The following is a 15,838-nucleotide window of genomic DNA, read 5'->3' as shown; positions in this document are numbered from 1 at the left end:
CTATAGTCAGGAGTTTACACCTATGTGTTTTACTTTGCAGTGACCTAAGTGTGGTTAGCGCTAACGTTATATCTGCCTGCTATTACTTATCTTGTCTGTGGCATTGAAATTAACGCCCAGTACTCTCGGGGCAGAGGTTACAAAACAATGCTTTCCATACGCTTATGGCTTAAACTTATGCAACAATGCTACATTTTTAGATTTGCATTTTAAAAATATTGTACATAGATTTGCCGAACTTGAAAATTATTGCCTTCATATTATCCATTATTGTTTTAGTACTAAGCTGTATGCCTTGTACAGATGGTGCTAATGCAATGGGCAACGCAAAACAAGTAGTAGTAAAACAATCTCATCAGCAGGATAATCATTCTAAAACAGATAGTTGTTCTCCTTTTTGTAGTTGTTCCTGTTGCTCAGGTACTCCTATCCCACAAACTTTAGGAAAATTAGTTTTATTTAAGCCTGAATCAACAAAAAAATATAATCCCTTCTATTCATCCTTTATCGAAGGCGTTTCGTTGTCCATCTGGCAACCTCCTCAACTGGCATAGTTCCTCTTTAACTTATTTCAGCTTACTTATTATTTCCTTAAATAGGTATTTCTGTTTTGTCTTCAATACACGCCAGTTTTGACAACAAAATCCGGTAAAAAGAAACGCAAAGTTTCTAAACGTCCACAGTTCAGGGTTATTAGAACCATTTCTATAATTATCCTGTCCATTTTAATGATAGGCGCCATCATAGCCATTGTCATTAGATACTATCGTTTGGTTACCGGATATTAACCTTCTTTAAAAAATGTTAAATAGAATTATTGATTTTTCCATCAAGAACAAGCTCATCATAGGCATTTTTACAGTTGCCCTTATTATTTGGGGTGCCTGGAGTGCGTCAAAACTGCCTATAGATGCGATACCTGACATTACCAACAATCAGGTTCAAATCATTACCGTAAGTCCTTCCCTCGCGGCTCAGGAAGTAGAACAATTTATATCTTTTCCAGTAGAGCAAACAATGGCAACCATTCCGGAAATTGAAGAAGTTCGTTCTATTTCCCGTTTTGGACTTTCCGTAGTTACCGTAGTATTTCATGATGATGCCAATATATACTGGGCACGCCAACAAGTGTCGGAACGGATAACCGAAGCAAAAAATTCCATAGCGCCGGGTTTGGGTCAGCCTGAAATGGCACCTATTTCAACAGGATTGGGTGAGATATACCAATATGTAGTATATGCCAAAAAGGGATATGAAAAAAAATATGATGCAATGGATTTGCGTACCATTCAGGACTGGATTGTGCGAAGACAATTATTAGGCACTCCCGGTGTTGCAGAGGTGAACAGCTTTGGCGGTTTTTTGAAACAATATGAGATTGCCTTAAACATTGATCGCCTTAGAAGCTATAATATTTCTATATCCGACATCTTTTCAGCCCTTGAAAAGAATAATCAAAACACAGGTGGCTCTTATATTGATAAGAAACCCAACGCCTACTTTATTCGCAGCGAAGGTTTAATTACTGACCTGGGGGATATTGAAAGAATTGTAGTAAAAAACACAGAAAGTGGTGTTCCGGTTACCATACGCGATGTAGCTACCGTACGATTTGGTGCCGCCAACCGTTACGGTGCTTTAACCCGAAACGATAAAGAAGCCGTGGGTGGTATAGTAATGCTGCTAAAGGGAAGCAATGCCAATGAGGTGGTTAACAGGGTGAAAGAAAAAATGGCACAAATTCAAAAGTCATTGCCCGAAGGGGTTGCAATAGAACCCTTTATAGACAGGAGTGCATTTGTGGGCCGGGCTATTGATACAGTGGAAAAAAACCTGATGGAAGGTGCGCTCATCGTAATTTTTGTGCTGGTTATTTTTCTTGGAAACATACGGTCAGGATTAATAGTCGCATCTGTAATTCCCTTGGCTATGCTATTTGCCATATCACTGATGAAAGTATTTGGCGTAACCGGAAACTTAATGAGCCTCGGAGCAATAGATTTTGGATTAATAGTAGATGGAGCGGTGATTATCGTAGAAGCGACCATGCACCATATAGCGCACCGAAAAGGCATGAAACTGACCCAGCCGGAAATGGATGCAGAAGTAGGAGGCGCCGCCAAAAAAATGATGAACTCTGCGGCTTTTGGTCAAATCATCATCCTTATCGTTTACCTGCCTATTCTTGCTTTAGTGGGTGTAGAAGGAAAAATGTTCCGCCCAATGGCTGAAACCGTTTCCTTTGCTATTCTCGGTGCGTTAATCTTATCACTCACCTACGTGCCTATGGTCAGCTCTTTACTGTTAAGTAAAAAGATTAGCCATAAAAAGAATATATCAGATAAGATGATGGATCGTATTCAGCGATGGTACGAGCCGCTCATAAAAGGTGCATTACGAATGAAACTATTGGTAGTAGGTCTGGCTGTGGGTTTACTGGCGGTTTCGATAGTTATCTTCTCTTCATTAGGCGGTGAGTTTATACCCACGTTGGATGAAGGCGATTTTGCCATTGAAACACGGCTGCTTACCGGCAGTTCCTTAAACCAAACCATTGATAAAGTAACACAGGCTTCCGATATTTTAATGAAAAAATTTCCGGAAGTAAAGGAAGTAATTGGAAAAATTGGATCCTCCGAAATACCCACTGACCCCATGCCCATTGAAGCAGCCGACGTTACCGTTATATTAAAACCAAAATCAGAATGGACAAGTGCTACGGGACGTGAGGAACTGGCAGAAAAAATGCAGAAAAGCCTGGAAGCTATCCCCGGTGTTACGTTTGGCTTCTCTCAGCCAATTCAGCTTCGCTCCAATGAATTATTATCAGGTGTTAAACAGGATGTTGGTATTAAAATTTTTGGCGAAGACCTTCAGGTATTAACAGAGTTATCCAAAAAAATTGGCGCTATTGTGCCTACCGTACCAGGCGCTGAAGATTTATATCTGGAACAGTTAATCGGATTACCACAAATCTCGATAAAACTAAATAGAGATAAAATAGCACAATACGGATTAAATGTTTCAGACATTAACCAGGCAATTAATTCAGCTTTTGCCGGTGGCGTTGCGGGTACAGTGTTTGAGGGAGAAAGGCGGTTTGATTTGGTAGTACGCCTGCAGGAAGCCGAACGGCAAAGCATTGAAGACGTGAAAAGGCTCTACGTTACTACTAAAGACGGGGAAAATATTCCGTTGGAACAAGTAGCAGATATAAGCTATCAATTAGGACCTAACCAAATACAGAGAGAAGACGCAAAAAGAAGGATTATTGTAGGATTTAACGTTCGGGGAAGGGATATTGCTTCTGTAGTAAAAGAGATACAACAAAAAATTGATGCGAAAATAAAATTGCCGCCAGGTTATTACATTACTTATGGCGGTCAGTTTAAAAACCTGGAAGAAGCAAATAAACGTTTATCCGTTGCTGTTCCTGTTGCCTTAGGCTTAATCCTGCTATTGCTTTACTTCACTTTTGGATCCATCAAGTATTCTTTATTAATTTTTACAGCTATCCCTATGTCTGCTATAGGCGGCATATTCGCTTTATGGTTGAGGGGAATGCCTTTTAGTATTTCTGCAGGCATCGGTTTTATTGCCTTGTTCGGTGTAGCCGTGTTGAATGGCATCGTACTGATAAGTGAGTTTAACCAGCTAAAAAAGAATGGTATGAGGGATTTAAACAAGATTATCTTTACGGGTACAGCCATACGATTACGACCGGTACTTATGACCGCCACCGTTGCTTCTTTAGGCTTTTTCCCAATGGCATTATCACATGGGTCTGGTGCAGAAGTTCAAAAACCTTTGGCTACGGTTGTAATTGGTGGGTTGATTACTGCTACTTTTTTAACGCTCATTGTACTGCCGGTACTTTATACTTTGTTTGAAAAAATTCAAATCAAAAAAAGGAGAACGAAAATACCTCCAGCAATAGCAATATTTATTTTTTTATTAGGTAGCAGCACCTTGTCCTATGCACAGGCTCCTGTTGGCAATAGAGTGAATTTACAAACAGCAATAAGCAGTTCGTTGGGCGTAAACCCAAATATGAGAGTTGGAAACTTGGGCGTTCAGTACCAACAGGCATTAAAAGGAGCCGCCAGGGATATTGGTAAAACAAACATTAATCTTACTTATGGTCAATACAATAGTCCTGTACCTTATGATAACAATATCACGGTTACGCAGAACATTCCTAACCCGGTATATCTAAAAAGACTGTCAGAACTGGCGGACGCTTCTATTGATGCCAGTCGTTTTCAACTAAAGATATACCAAAGCCAAATAGCCTACCAGGTAAAAAATGTTTATTATCAATTACTTTACCGGAATGAGCAACGAAGGCTGGCAGACAGTTTAATAAGCTTATATGAACGTGTGCTGAGAGCGGCGGATGTCCGTTTCAAAACGGGTGAAACCAACATTCTGGAGAAATACAATGCCAACACGCAATTGCAGGAAGCTATCGCCCAACAAAAGCAGGTTACCGAATACATCAATACTAACTTAAGGCTGTTAGGGAAGTTTATGAATGATACCACCGTTAGGGGTATTGAAGATACCGTGTTGCAGGAAAAAACCATTGCTTTAGGTTTGGATAGCTCTGTACTAAGCAATAACCCGCAATTGCAAGCTTTGCGCAGCCAGATAGCAGTGGCGGCAAAGGAAATTCGTGTTGAAAAAAGCAAACTTTTACCTGATTTCAGTATAGGGTATTTTAACCAGTCGTTGGTTGGAACCTACGAGGTAGATGGCGGGCAGAAGAAATATGGTGTGGGCAAACGCTTTCAGGGCATTGAAGCTGGAATTAGCATCCCGATTTTTGCAAAACCACAAAAAGCAAGAATACGGGCAGCAGAGATAAACATGCAAACACGGCAGGCAGAAGTAGATGCCTTTTATTTCGAACTTTCACAAAGAGGCACTTTACTCCTCTCGGACCTTCGGAGATTGCAAATCCAAATTGCTTATTACCGCAATACCGCTTTACCACAGGCAGAGTTACTTATCCGCACCTCTCAAAGAGCATTTGAAGCAGGAGAAATTGATTATTACCAATTATCTCAATCCTTAAATAATGCCAACAACGTTCGCCGCCAATACATCGAAATCATCAATCAATATAACCAATCAGCTATAGAACTGGAGCTTATTTCTGGTCTGTAAAAATTAAATAAAAAATTAGTATGTATAAAACAATGTATAAAAGCTTGCTCGCAATTACCCTATTATTTGCAGCCTGTACTTCCAAAGAAACCAAAGTGGAAACAGCGGTAGCAGATGTACACGATCCTAATCTCGTAGCCTTTACACAAGACCAATATAACGCAGCAAATGTTCAATTAGGCAAGGTAACAATAACGAACCTGGGCAGCTATATAAAAGCTTCCGGAACCATTGATGTTCCGCCCAGCCAATCCATAAGTATTACTTCACCTTATGGCGGCACTATTAAAAGCACATCCGTTATTGAGGGCAAATACATAAACAAGGGGCAGGTGATTGCTACTATAGAAAATCCGGAGTTTTTGCAAATGCAGCAGGATTATTTGGAAAGCAGCAGCCAGTTAGCATTTTTAAAACAGGATCTGGCACGCCAGGAAGAACTGGTAAAAGAAAATATTGCTGCACGTAAATCATTGCAAAAAGCCAGCAGCGAATATAACAGCATGGTAGCCCGTGTAGAAGGTTTAAAATCAAAGCTAAGGCTTGCCAATATTAACCCTGCGAATATCAGACCTGGGAATTTTACACCAAGAGTTAGTATTCATGCTCCTATCAGCGGATATGTAACACACGTTTATGCCAATGTAGGAAAATATGTAGGACCTAATGAAGTATTGGCGGATATGGCAAGTACCAAGAACATATTTGCCAAAATAAGAGTGTTTGAGAAAGACCTGCCCAAGATAAAAATGGGGCAAACGGTGCGCTTCAAAGCTACCGGCGACAGTATGGAGCGCAATGCCAAAGTTTTTTTAATAGGTAAGGATATAGATGCGGACAGAACCATACAGGTAAGTGCCAGGATATTAGACCCTTCGCCAAACCTTATACCCGGCATGTTTATTAACGCCATTGTAGAAGTTGGCGCTGCAGAAACCACCGCTCTGCCACAGCAGGCAGTAGTACAGGCAGGTGGAACCAACTACATTTTTGTATTAGAAGAGAACAGTGCTGATACAGTGGCTGCTGCCAACAAAAAAAATGAAAACAGCAAAGATGCGGCTGAAGAAAGCGCTGTTAAATTCAGACGAGTTGAGGTGGGTGCGGGTGTTACAGAGAATGGATTTACGGCTGTAACACTTCCTGCCAAGTTTAATATGGAAAGCAAAGTGGTTATAAAAGGCGCTTATGACTTGCTGTCTAAAATGAATAATACAGAAGAGGAAGAATAAATGATACGGGTCGGAACCCTGCTTTGTTCTTACCCTATGGAAGAACGATTACAGTCAGCAGGGCCTCCTGACCCACCAATGCAAACAATATTGAAATGAGTATAAGTGTTGAATTGATTATCGTATTAAAACTGGCAGTCTCTTTTTTGTTAGGCGGTTTTATTGGCTACGACAGAGAGAAGTACAAGCGGGATGCTGGTATTAGAACGTATGCAGCCGTCTGTATCGGCTCAACATTATTTACTGCCATTGCTGAACATCTTGGAGAAGCTACAGCCGGAGGGCGGGTGATAGCAGGCATTGTTGCAGGTATTGGTTTTTTAGGTGCCGGAGTTATCTATAAAAGTAATGATACCCATACAACTACCGGATTAACTACAGCCGCCACTATGTGGTGTACCGCTGCCGTTGGCGTAGCTGTTGGTCTCGACCTGTTTCTTATTGCCATCTTCGGAGCATTAGCATTGTACTTCCTTCTCGTATTGGAGCGGCAGAAATGGTACATAGGATGGAAGAAAAAAATGACAAATAACAAAGGAGATTTAGATAGTTCAGATTAAACCATCAACAAACAAGCAGGCAAGCAAAATGAATAAAGAATTAGAAAATATGCTTATTGCCAAGCAAATTAAACCAACCGCCATGCGTTTACTGGTGCTGGAATATTTATTAAAACAAACTGCAGCTATTAGCCTGGGTAATCTCGAAACGGAATTTGAACGTTCAGACAGGATAACGCTTTATAGAACGCTAAAAACTTTTGAAGAAAAAGGTATAATACATATTATTAAAGATGGTGCAGAAGTAGCAAAGTATGCCTTATGCCAAAACGAATGTAATAATGGATTGCATTCTGACACGCATCTTCATTTTTATTGCACGGCTTGTAAAGAACTGTATTGTTTACCCAAAGTGCAAATTCCTGAAATAAGTCTTCCTGATAAGTTCAAACTGGCGGAACTAAGTTTAGTAGCGAGAGGCGTTTGTAACAATTGTTTATAAAGAATGCAATTGAGTTGCATTGTGGCTTTGATAGCTTTACATAACTATAAATAGATAGGATTTTTCACTCTTAAAAACCAAATAGTATGGAACATCAACAAAGTGGTCATCACCATTCAGGGCACAAACACGAAGCCCTCATTCAGCAGCTTTTAGCATGTGCTACAGCCTGCGAAAATTGCGCGGCATCCTGCCTTGATGAACAGGATGTAACGTCAATGGCACATTGCATTGAACTCGACCGAGATTGTGCGGAAGTGTGCTTTCTCGGTGCAAAGCTTTTAGTCAGAGACAGCGAGTTTTCTCATGAGTTTTTGGCTATCTGTGAAAAAGTTTGCCGCCAGTGCGCTGAAGAATCCGGAAAGCATGAGCATGAACATTGCAAAAGATGTGCGGAAGAATGTCGCAAATGCGCAGACGCTTGTCATGCCCATCACGGCAACGTTCAGGTGAGCTAAAACAAGGTAAGGCATGTGCAGCTTCCCGAAGCTGCACATGCCTTATTTACTTCTTTATTAATCATTAAAATAAATAGTATGAAGCTTAATTGTTGGAAATGCGTGATACTGCTTTCACCACTATTCACTTTGTTGCAAGCCATTTAATTGAATGGATGATTAGGCATTCCTTATCATAAAATTATTTCAGATGGAAGTTGTATCCACATCGTATCAAAATAAAGGGAAACTAAAGCTGGTATTAGGTTTAACGCTTACTTATCTTGCTGCTGAAGTAATAGGTGGAATTCTTACCAAAAGCCTGGCATTACTTGCAGATGCAGGACATATGCTAACCGACGTCGGGGGCCTTGCTCTTGCTTTGTTCGCTATTAATATCACGCAACGTTCTGTTACAGAAAAGCGCACTTATGGCTATTACAGGGCGGAAATCCTTGCGGCATTAGCGAATGCTGTTGTACTCATTTTCATATCACTTTACATTTTGTACGAGGCTTGGCAAAGGTTTAAATCGCCACCGGAAGTTTCAAGCAGAGATATGCTCATTGTTGCAGCCATTGGGCTTGCCGTAAATATTACTGGTATGCTTATCCTGCGTAAAGGTTCAAAAGAAAGCCTAAACATGAAAGGAGCATATTTTGAAGTGTTGTCAGACATGCTAACTTCCATTGGCGTAATCGCGGCTGCCATTATCATGATGACTACAGGTTGGTATTATGCTGATCCTATTATATCAGCAGGTATTGGACTTTTCATTTTACCACGAACATGGGTGCTGTTAAAAGATGCGGTAGGCGTTCTGCTGGAAGGAACGCCTTCTAATATTAATCTCGCAGATGTTAAGGCAACACTTAATTCAATACGTGGTGTAATATCTATACATGATTTACATGTTTGGTCACTTACATCTGGAATGAATGCAATGAGTGTACACGTATTAGTTATGGAAAATGTAAGTCCCAAAGAGGTGTTGACAGCCATTAATACTAAGATGAGAGACGAATTCAAAATAACACACACAACCATTCAAACAGAGGAAGAAGGTTTTATTGAGGAACAGATTAAGATATAAACCTGTCAAACCGGAAAATTATTAAGTAGAGGAAGTGAGGGTATGGAGAAACAATCGTATAAAGTATTATGATAAGCATCATTATAGGAAGTTTACTATTGAGTTTATTACATGCTGTGATACCCAATCACTGGCTGCCGGTAATTGCTATTGGCAGGAAAGAAAACTGGACGATTGAAGAAGTAAAAAAGGTAACTCTTGTCTCCGCTATTGCTCATGCGCTAAGCACTATTTTGATAGGCGTTATTTTAGGTGTATTAGGCTCTGAACTATCCATTCATGTGGAGCAGTTCACACATTTAATTGCTCCATGTATTTTAATAGCGTTGGGCTTCATTTTTATTTACCGCCATCATCATCACAAGCATTTTCATATTAATAACGATATTAAAAAGAAGGCATCCAAAAATAGCATTATCACTGCACTCGTTATTGCGATGTTCTTTTCACCTTGCCTGGAAATTGAAGCTTATTTCCTGTTAGCCGGAGCACATAGTAAATGGCTTATCTGGTTTATTGCACTGATGTATTTAGCCATTACTACAACAGGTATGGTGCTGTTGGTAAGATTTGCATATAAGGGATTGTTGAAAGCCAACTGGCACTCGCTGGAGCACAATGCAGGAGTAATAACCGGAATAACGTTAGTTGCTACAGGCATTATAACATACTTTATTTATTAATTCAATTTTCATGAAAAATAATAACGATCAAAAAATTGACAACGGCTTGAGGTTAGTTCATCCAACAAAAGTTACTGATAAAAAGCCTGAACATAGACATTCCGATGATGAAGAGGAGCATGACCACGACAACCATGACGATCATGATCACGACTCGGAAGTAACGCCTGATAAACCCCAATGGCTGGAGCATTGGAACCTTTTAATAGCGTTATTTATTCTTACCGTATTGCTGATAATGGAATATGGTTTTAAAATAACGCTTCCCAAGACCATAGCTTTTGTTATAAACGCCACAGCCTATTTGCTTGCCGGATGGAATGTATTGCGTATGGCTTTCCGTAAAGCCAAACGAGGTGATATTTTTAATGAGTTCGTCTTAATGAGTGTTGCTACCATCGGCGCATTTGCCATAGGAGAATATGAGGAAGGTGTGGCGGTGATGGTGTTTTACACTATTGGCGAATGGTTTCAGGATGCGGCGGTACGAAGAGCCAAAGCAAGCATTAAAGCGTTGCTTGACATCCGTCCTGACGAAGTAGCAGTGGTGCGCAATGGCAACACTCAGGTCATAGATCCGAAGGAAGTGCAATTAGGAGAAACCATACAAATAAAGCCCGGTGAAAAAGTAGCCCTTGATGGTGAGCTTGTTGCCGAAAAGGCATCGTTCAATACCGCTGCCCTTACAGGCGAAAGCAGGCCGGATACAAAGTATAAAGGGGAACAAGTATTAGCTGGTATGATTAACCTAAACACTGTTTCTGAAGTAAAAGTAACAGCGCTATTTAAAGATAGTAAGCTAAGCAAAATATTGGAAATGGTGCAGGACGCTACCGCACGAAAATCACAAACGCAGTTATTTATTTCCCGGTTCGCCAAAGTATATACGCCTATCGTTTTCTTCCTTGCCTTGGCCGTAGTGGTTGTTCCCTACTTTTTTGTAGATAATTATATTTTTAATGATTGGCTATATCGCGGCTTAGTTTTCCTTGTTATTAGTTGCCCTTGCGCCTTAGTTGTCTCTATTCCATTAGGATATTTTGGCGGCATTGGATTAGCATCAAAGAACGGTATTCTATTTAAAGGCGGAAACTTTCTTGATGTAATGACAAAAGTGGATACAGTTGTGATGGACAAAACTGGAACACTTACCAAAGGTGTTTTCAAAGTACAAAAAGTTGTTGCGAATGGAATGGATGAAAAAGAACTTGTAAAACTTACTGCCGCTCTTGAAAAAAACTCAACCCACCCTGTAGGCAAGGCTGTAGTTGATTATGCGGGGGATACCATCGGCAATACAACTGCAACAAATGTAGAAGAAATAGCCGGGCATGGTTTAAAAGGCACTATCGAAGGGAAAGAAATATTGGCAGGTAACTTAAAACTGATGAAAAAATATAACATTAGTTATCCTCCTGAAATAGAAAGCCTGGTAGATACCGTTGTCGTTACAGCAGTCAGTAATAAATATGGCGGTTATATAACTATTGCCGATGAAATAAAAGAAGACGCAGCTACTGCTATTGAAGAAATGCACAAGCTCAATATAAGAACTGTGATGCTTTCAGGTGATAAACAGGCTGTAGTAGATAATATAGCAAAAAAATTAAGCATTGATGAAGCTTATGGTGATTTGCTTCCGGAAGACAAGGTCTCAAGAGTTCAAAAGATAAAGGCTGAAGGAAGACATATTGCCTTTGTAGGCGATGGCGTAAACGATGCGCCAGTAGTTGCTTTAGCTGATGCAGGCATTGCAATGGGTGGATTAGGGAGCGATGCCACAATTGAAACGGCGGATGTTGTAATACAGAATGACCAGCCTTCCAAAATTGTTTCTGCAATTAAGATTGGTAAGATTACAAGAAGCATCGTTTGGCAAAATATCATACTGGCAATGGTGGTGAAATTGATTGTACTAATCCTGGGCGCAGGTGGGGTCGCTAATCTATGGGAAGCTGTTATAGCTGATGTAGGAGTTGCATTGTTAGCTATTCTGAATGCAGTTCGTATTCAGAAAATAAAACTGTAAATAAAACTGCTGCAGCCCAAGAAGGATTGATACGATAATATGATGGCCATAAAAATAAAAATTACTATTCACAAAATATTCAAACTATGAAAAAGGCACAGCGGGATGATAAGAATTTGGTGGTTGATATACTAACCAAATCTTTTGATACTAATTTAAGTGTGAACTATATAATTAAACAAGACTCTAAAAGAGAAAGAAGAATACAGGCTTTAATGGATTACTCTTTTGAAATCTGTACCGCTTTTGGTGATGTGTTTATTTCAGACGATAATAATGCCTGCGCACTCATTGTTTATCCCGACAAAAAGAAGGCTACCTTAAGATCAACAATGTTGGATATAAAACTTATCCTGCAAGCTGTTGGCTTCGGAAATATAAGTAAAACCTTAAAAAGAGAAAAGCTCATAAGCAGCATTCAGCCTAAAATTCAGATGGCGTATCTGTGGTTCATCGGCGTTGATCCTGGTGCTCAAGGCAAGGGAATCGGCAGTAAACTGCTTCAGGAAATTATTGATTACAGTAACAACAATAACCGCCCTATTTACCTGGAAACTTCGACCGTTAAGAATTTACCCTGGTATGAAAAATTTGGATTTGAAATTTACAACGAACAGGATTTGACATACCATTTGTATTTCTTCAAGAGGGATGTAAAATAGTACGACAATGTTGGTATTTGGAACACAAATGCACATTGTCACATTTTTTTTTGTGAGCATAGAAATAGTTATCTTTTTCTATCTGGCAATAATTCGCTTAGCGCGGCCAGATGATAAGACTACTACACTTAACCTGATCCTTATTTTTCTCCTCCTTACCTATAATATTACGGGAGGGCTGCTTCCCGATCCGAAACTGCCCGGATCATTTTTCTTACAGGAAGTGATTGCATATGCTACGGGCTTCATTACACCCTGCTACTTCCCATACTATGTATATAAAGCCTTCGGCCTAACAAAGCTGAAATTTCACGCCTATAAAGGCATCTATCTATTCCTGATTTTGCCATACTGCATTTTTGTCCTTGTTTTTTGGCTTACCGCGGCTTTGAAAGATGCACAAAACCTTCTTATTATTCCGGTATTGTATGCAATTTGGGTGATAATCTCTCTGGCTAAAGCCATTGGGTATAAATCCAACAATGATTTTTCCACCATTGAGGCCCGGCAGGAATTGGTTGTGTTGCTCTTTAGTTTAACACCATGGGTCGGTCTGCCGATAATCACTTATTTTAATTTTGGTCAGGCAGTTGAGGCGTTAATCACGAACATCGGCTTCCTGCTATTGTTCGGCTTGCAGGTAAACAGGCATATCAGGGAATTGAGATCTGAGCACGAAAAACTGATGGAGTCAGAGCAGCGATTAAGGAGTTGGAATGCTGATCTTAAAGACGAAGTTAGTAAGCGTACTAAGGAACTGGAAAAGATTAATGAACAAAGAACAAATAACTTTATCAACCTTGTTCATGAAACCAAAACACCCCTAACACTTATAAAAAATTACTTGGATGAGTATATCAGCAAATATGGTACTGTTCAAGAATTAGATGTTATAAAAGGTGGTGTAGATAAACTGACTGCTGATGTAATTAACTTGTTCGATATCGAACGTTTTTCAAAGGGAATCGATACATATAAGCATAACCAGGTTTCTGATTTTAGTGGTATCCTACGGGACAGCCTTCCATTGTTCGAGCATTATTGTGTGAAACATAAGATTGAGTGCTCCACGTGCATAGATGAAAATATTTTTGTTACAGCAGATCCCAACGCCATTCACCGGATAGTAAATAATATTGTTGAGAATGCTATTAAATTCACCGATCCAGATGGTGAAGTGCTCATTTCATTGACAAGTCAGGATAATGAGATCATTTTTTCAGTAGTGGACACAGGGATTGGTATTCCAGAAGAGTTGCAAAAAAAAGTTTTTGAGCCGTATTATCAAATAGGGCATAAAAACACCAACCTTCAAGGAATGGGGCTTGGTTTGCCAATTGTAAAGAAAGTAGTTGAAGGAATTGGCGGCACCGTTATTGTCGAGAGTAATCCAGATAAGATGCGTGGTACAAAAATTATTGTTACTCTTCCCCTATATAAGCCAACCGAAAAGGATGAACCCGTGAAGGAAGTGGACACGTTAAACAAGCTCAATTATAGTTTCAATTACGATGAGGTAAAAGATAGTGATTATGATCCGCAAAGAAGGACCATATTGCTGGTAGAGGATAACATAGCAATGATTAACTTCCTCTCAAACAAACTCCGTGTTAACTACAATGTATTTGGTGCGCACAATGGCTCCGAAGCATTAAAGAAGTTGTTTGAAATGCCAATAATACCTGATTTGATACTTTCTGATGTCATGATGGACAAGATGGATGGTTACGCTTTCGCCAAAACTCTTTCAGGGCAAGATAAGTATAGTCACATTCCTATTATTTTTTTGACAGCCAAATCCACACCTACCGACCGTTTGAAGGGCCTGCGGCTTGGGGCAATAGATTTTATTTCAAAGCCATTTTCATATGAGGAATTAAGTCAGAAAATTGAAACCATACTTGATAATATAGTAAGGCAGCAAAAGGCAATAATCAGCACGTCTATTGCCGCCCTAAAAAACAGCAAGAATATGGAAACTGACAATATGGCTCACTCTTCCCCCTCAAAATTCGAGCAGAGCTGTAAGCTATTTCATTTTACCGCACGGGAAACTGAAATAGCTCGCCTTATATCTAAAGGGAAAACATACAAGGATATAGCAAAAGAGCTATTTATTTCAGAAAAGACCGTAACAAAGCATATCCAAAACATCTTTGCGAAAGCCGAGGTTTCCAATAAGGTAGAGCTTATAAATAAACTCACAAAATAGGCTACAAGTAACTGATTTACTATTATTTGAGTACGGAAATAGTAGAAATGCCGTATAGGTTTCCCTTGTTCGCGATCCTACCTTTGTAATGGCGAATAGTCGCTAAAACTAAAGTAGAGGGTATGTGTGAAGGTTACGTATTGGAATGGCTGGATACTTTGGTTACCGTAACATTGAATCCGGCAAAAAGCAAGATTGATGTTGCCGTACCTGTTGATATTGCAAAAATCAAGGATCAGGTAATATGTCAAAAGAACAAGGTTCAAACTGCCATTAAGTCCACCGTATTTAATCTGAATGACGAAGCAAAAATCCGATGCCTGATAAAGAAATATCATTCAAGCCTTATTACGTTATTAGATCAGGCATTGGAAGACCTTGCCCTTATTAAAAATAGCAAGCCTTTAAGAGAGGTATTAGACACCATAATTGCCTGCATTGATGAGCTACTCTCTTTGATTGAGCACAGATTTACAAGTTATCTAAGCATAGATGAAAGAGTGCCTGCTACATATCTTGCTGTTCTTAAAAAAGAACTGATAAAGCGGCTATTGTCGGTGGATAAGAGTCTGCGTGATTATGAGACTTACCTCCCGTCCTTTAAAATACTGAAGCAGGAATTGGAAAGATTTCTAATTCAGCCTTCCGATAAGCATACATATATTTTTCAGGAAATATTTTATGTAAAAGACCTGGTTTTAGAATTGGAACATCTCGAACCTATGGATGAGGCTGCTGTTTACTCCAGGCTTGATGAATTGCTCATCAATATGAACTTTAACAGTAAAACTTACATTTATAACCTGACACAAAGATTAGCCGCCAGCATTAATGATCTTGAACAACCCGGTGAAAAATTGGACAGGTTGCTGTTTTATCTTAAACTGTTTAAACAATATCACAAAAAGCCGGGGATAATTTTTAATCGAAAAGATGCTGACCTGCACAAGCAAGTCTCAAATTGGTTTACGCAGGAAGTATTCTATTTGGAAAAGCAGGTACATTATTCGATAATTCCCCTAAAAGGAGTTGAAGTTTCCAAAGAAGTTGTACAAAAGGAAAAGACAAAACTCTTATCCGTCCTCTCCGTTGACCAAATGGCATTGATATTAAGAGCGGCGGACGACCTGAAAATTGTCATGGCACGTTCTCTGAATAGCGTATTCAAAAATATCGTTCCGTATCTATCCACTCCCTATCAGGAAAACATATCGTATGACAGCATGAGGAGCAAGTCCTATTCAGCAGAAATGAGAGATAAGGAAATCGTGATAGAAACCCTTCAGCAGATGATTAAGAAAATAAATGAATATTGAAGT

The 15,838-nt window shown here is 39.6% G+C and carries 13 protein-coding genes; all 13 read left to right on the top strand.

Annotated features, from left to right (window positions below; all coding sequences use genetic code 11):
* Positions 1 to 239: 239 nt before the first annotated feature.
* On the top strand, positions 240 to 554 hold the full coding sequence (locus JK139_RS05520) for a DUF6660 family protein (RefSeq protein WP_218330750.1): 315 nt from the start codon (positions 240 to 242) through the stop codon (positions 552 to 554).
* A gap of 78 nt (positions 555 to 632) precedes the next feature.
* Positions 633 to 788: a hypothetical protein gene (locus tag JK139_RS05515; RefSeq protein ID WP_218330749.1), complete on the top strand. Its 156-nt coding sequence runs from the start codon at positions 633 to 635 to the stop codon at positions 786 to 788.
* Between the two features lie 13 nt (positions 789 to 801).
* Positions 802 to 5,169: a CusA/CzcA family heavy metal efflux RND transporter gene (locus JK139_RS05510; RefSeq protein ID WP_218330748.1), complete on the top strand. Its 4,368-nt coding sequence runs from the start codon at positions 802 to 804 to the stop codon at positions 5,167 to 5,169.
* A gap of 20 nt (positions 5,170 to 5,189) precedes the next feature.
* Positions 5,190 to 6,401 (top strand): efflux RND transporter periplasmic adaptor subunit, encoded by a 1,212-nt coding sequence (locus tag JK139_RS05505; protein WP_218330747.1) that lies wholly within the window; start codon positions 5,190 to 5,192, stop codon positions 6,399 to 6,401.
* A 95-nt stretch (positions 6,402 to 6,496) separates the two neighbouring features.
* The gene (locus tag JK139_RS05500; RefSeq protein ID WP_218330746.1) at positions 6,497 to 6,961 is read left to right on the top strand and encodes an MgtC/SapB family protein; all 465 of its coding nucleotides are present in this window, start codon (positions 6,497 to 6,499) and stop codon (positions 6,959 to 6,961) included.
* 28 nt (positions 6,962 to 6,989) lie between these two features.
* On the top strand, positions 6,990 to 7,403 hold the full coding sequence (locus tag JK139_RS05495) for a Fur family transcriptional regulator (protein WP_218330745.1): 414 nt from the start codon (positions 6,990 to 6,992) through the stop codon (positions 7,401 to 7,403).
* An 86-nt stretch (positions 7,404 to 7,489) separates the two neighbouring features.
* Positions 7,490 to 7,861, top strand: coding sequence for a four-helix bundle copper-binding protein (locus JK139_RS05490; RefSeq protein ID WP_218330744.1), 372 nt, complete (start codon positions 7,490 to 7,492; stop codon positions 7,859 to 7,861).
* A 190-nt stretch (positions 7,862 to 8,051) separates the two neighbouring features.
* Positions 8,052 to 8,933: a cation diffusion facilitator family transporter gene (locus tag JK139_RS05485; RefSeq protein ID WP_218330743.1), complete on the top strand. Its 882-nt coding sequence runs from the start codon at positions 8,052 to 8,054 to the stop codon at positions 8,931 to 8,933.
* 68 nt (positions 8,934 to 9,001) lie between these two features.
* Complete coding sequence (locus tag JK139_RS05480; protein WP_218330742.1) at positions 9,002 to 9,616, top strand: hypothetical protein; 615 nt, start codon at positions 9,002 to 9,004, stop codon at positions 9,614 to 9,616.
* A gap of 10 nt (positions 9,617 to 9,626) precedes the next feature.
* Entirely contained in the window at positions 9,627 to 11,645 is a 2,019-nt protein-coding gene (locus JK139_RS05475; protein WP_218330741.1) for a heavy metal translocating P-type ATPase, read from the top strand.
* Positions 11,646 to 11,731: 86 nt separating this feature from the next.
* Positions 11,732 to 12,307 (top strand): GNAT family N-acetyltransferase, encoded by a 576-nt coding sequence (locus tag JK139_RS05470; protein ID WP_218330740.1) that lies wholly within the window; start codon positions 11,732 to 11,734, stop codon positions 12,305 to 12,307.
* 7 nt (positions 12,308 to 12,314) lie between these two features.
* Positions 12,315 to 14,519 carry an ATP-binding response regulator gene (locus tag JK139_RS05465; protein ID WP_218330739.1) on the top strand — a complete coding sequence of 735 codons (2,205 nt, stop codon included), beginning with the start codon at positions 12,315 to 12,317 and terminating at the stop codon, positions 14,517 to 14,519.
* A gap of 122 nt (positions 14,520 to 14,641) precedes the next feature.
* Positions 14,642 to 15,835 (top strand): hypothetical protein, encoded by a 1,194-nt coding sequence (locus tag JK139_RS05460; RefSeq protein WP_218330738.1) that lies wholly within the window; start codon positions 14,642 to 14,644, stop codon positions 15,833 to 15,835.
* Positions 15,836 to 15,838: the final 3 nt, after the last annotated feature.

The organism is Hydrotalea lipotrueae (genome assembly GCF_019249625.1).
Taxonomy (GTDB): Bacteria; Bacteroidota; Bacteroidia; order Chitinophagales; family Chitinophagaceae; genus Hydrotalea; species Hydrotalea flava.
Note: the sequence above shows the minus strand (reverse complement) of the source record. Positions and strands in the feature narration are given on the sequence as shown.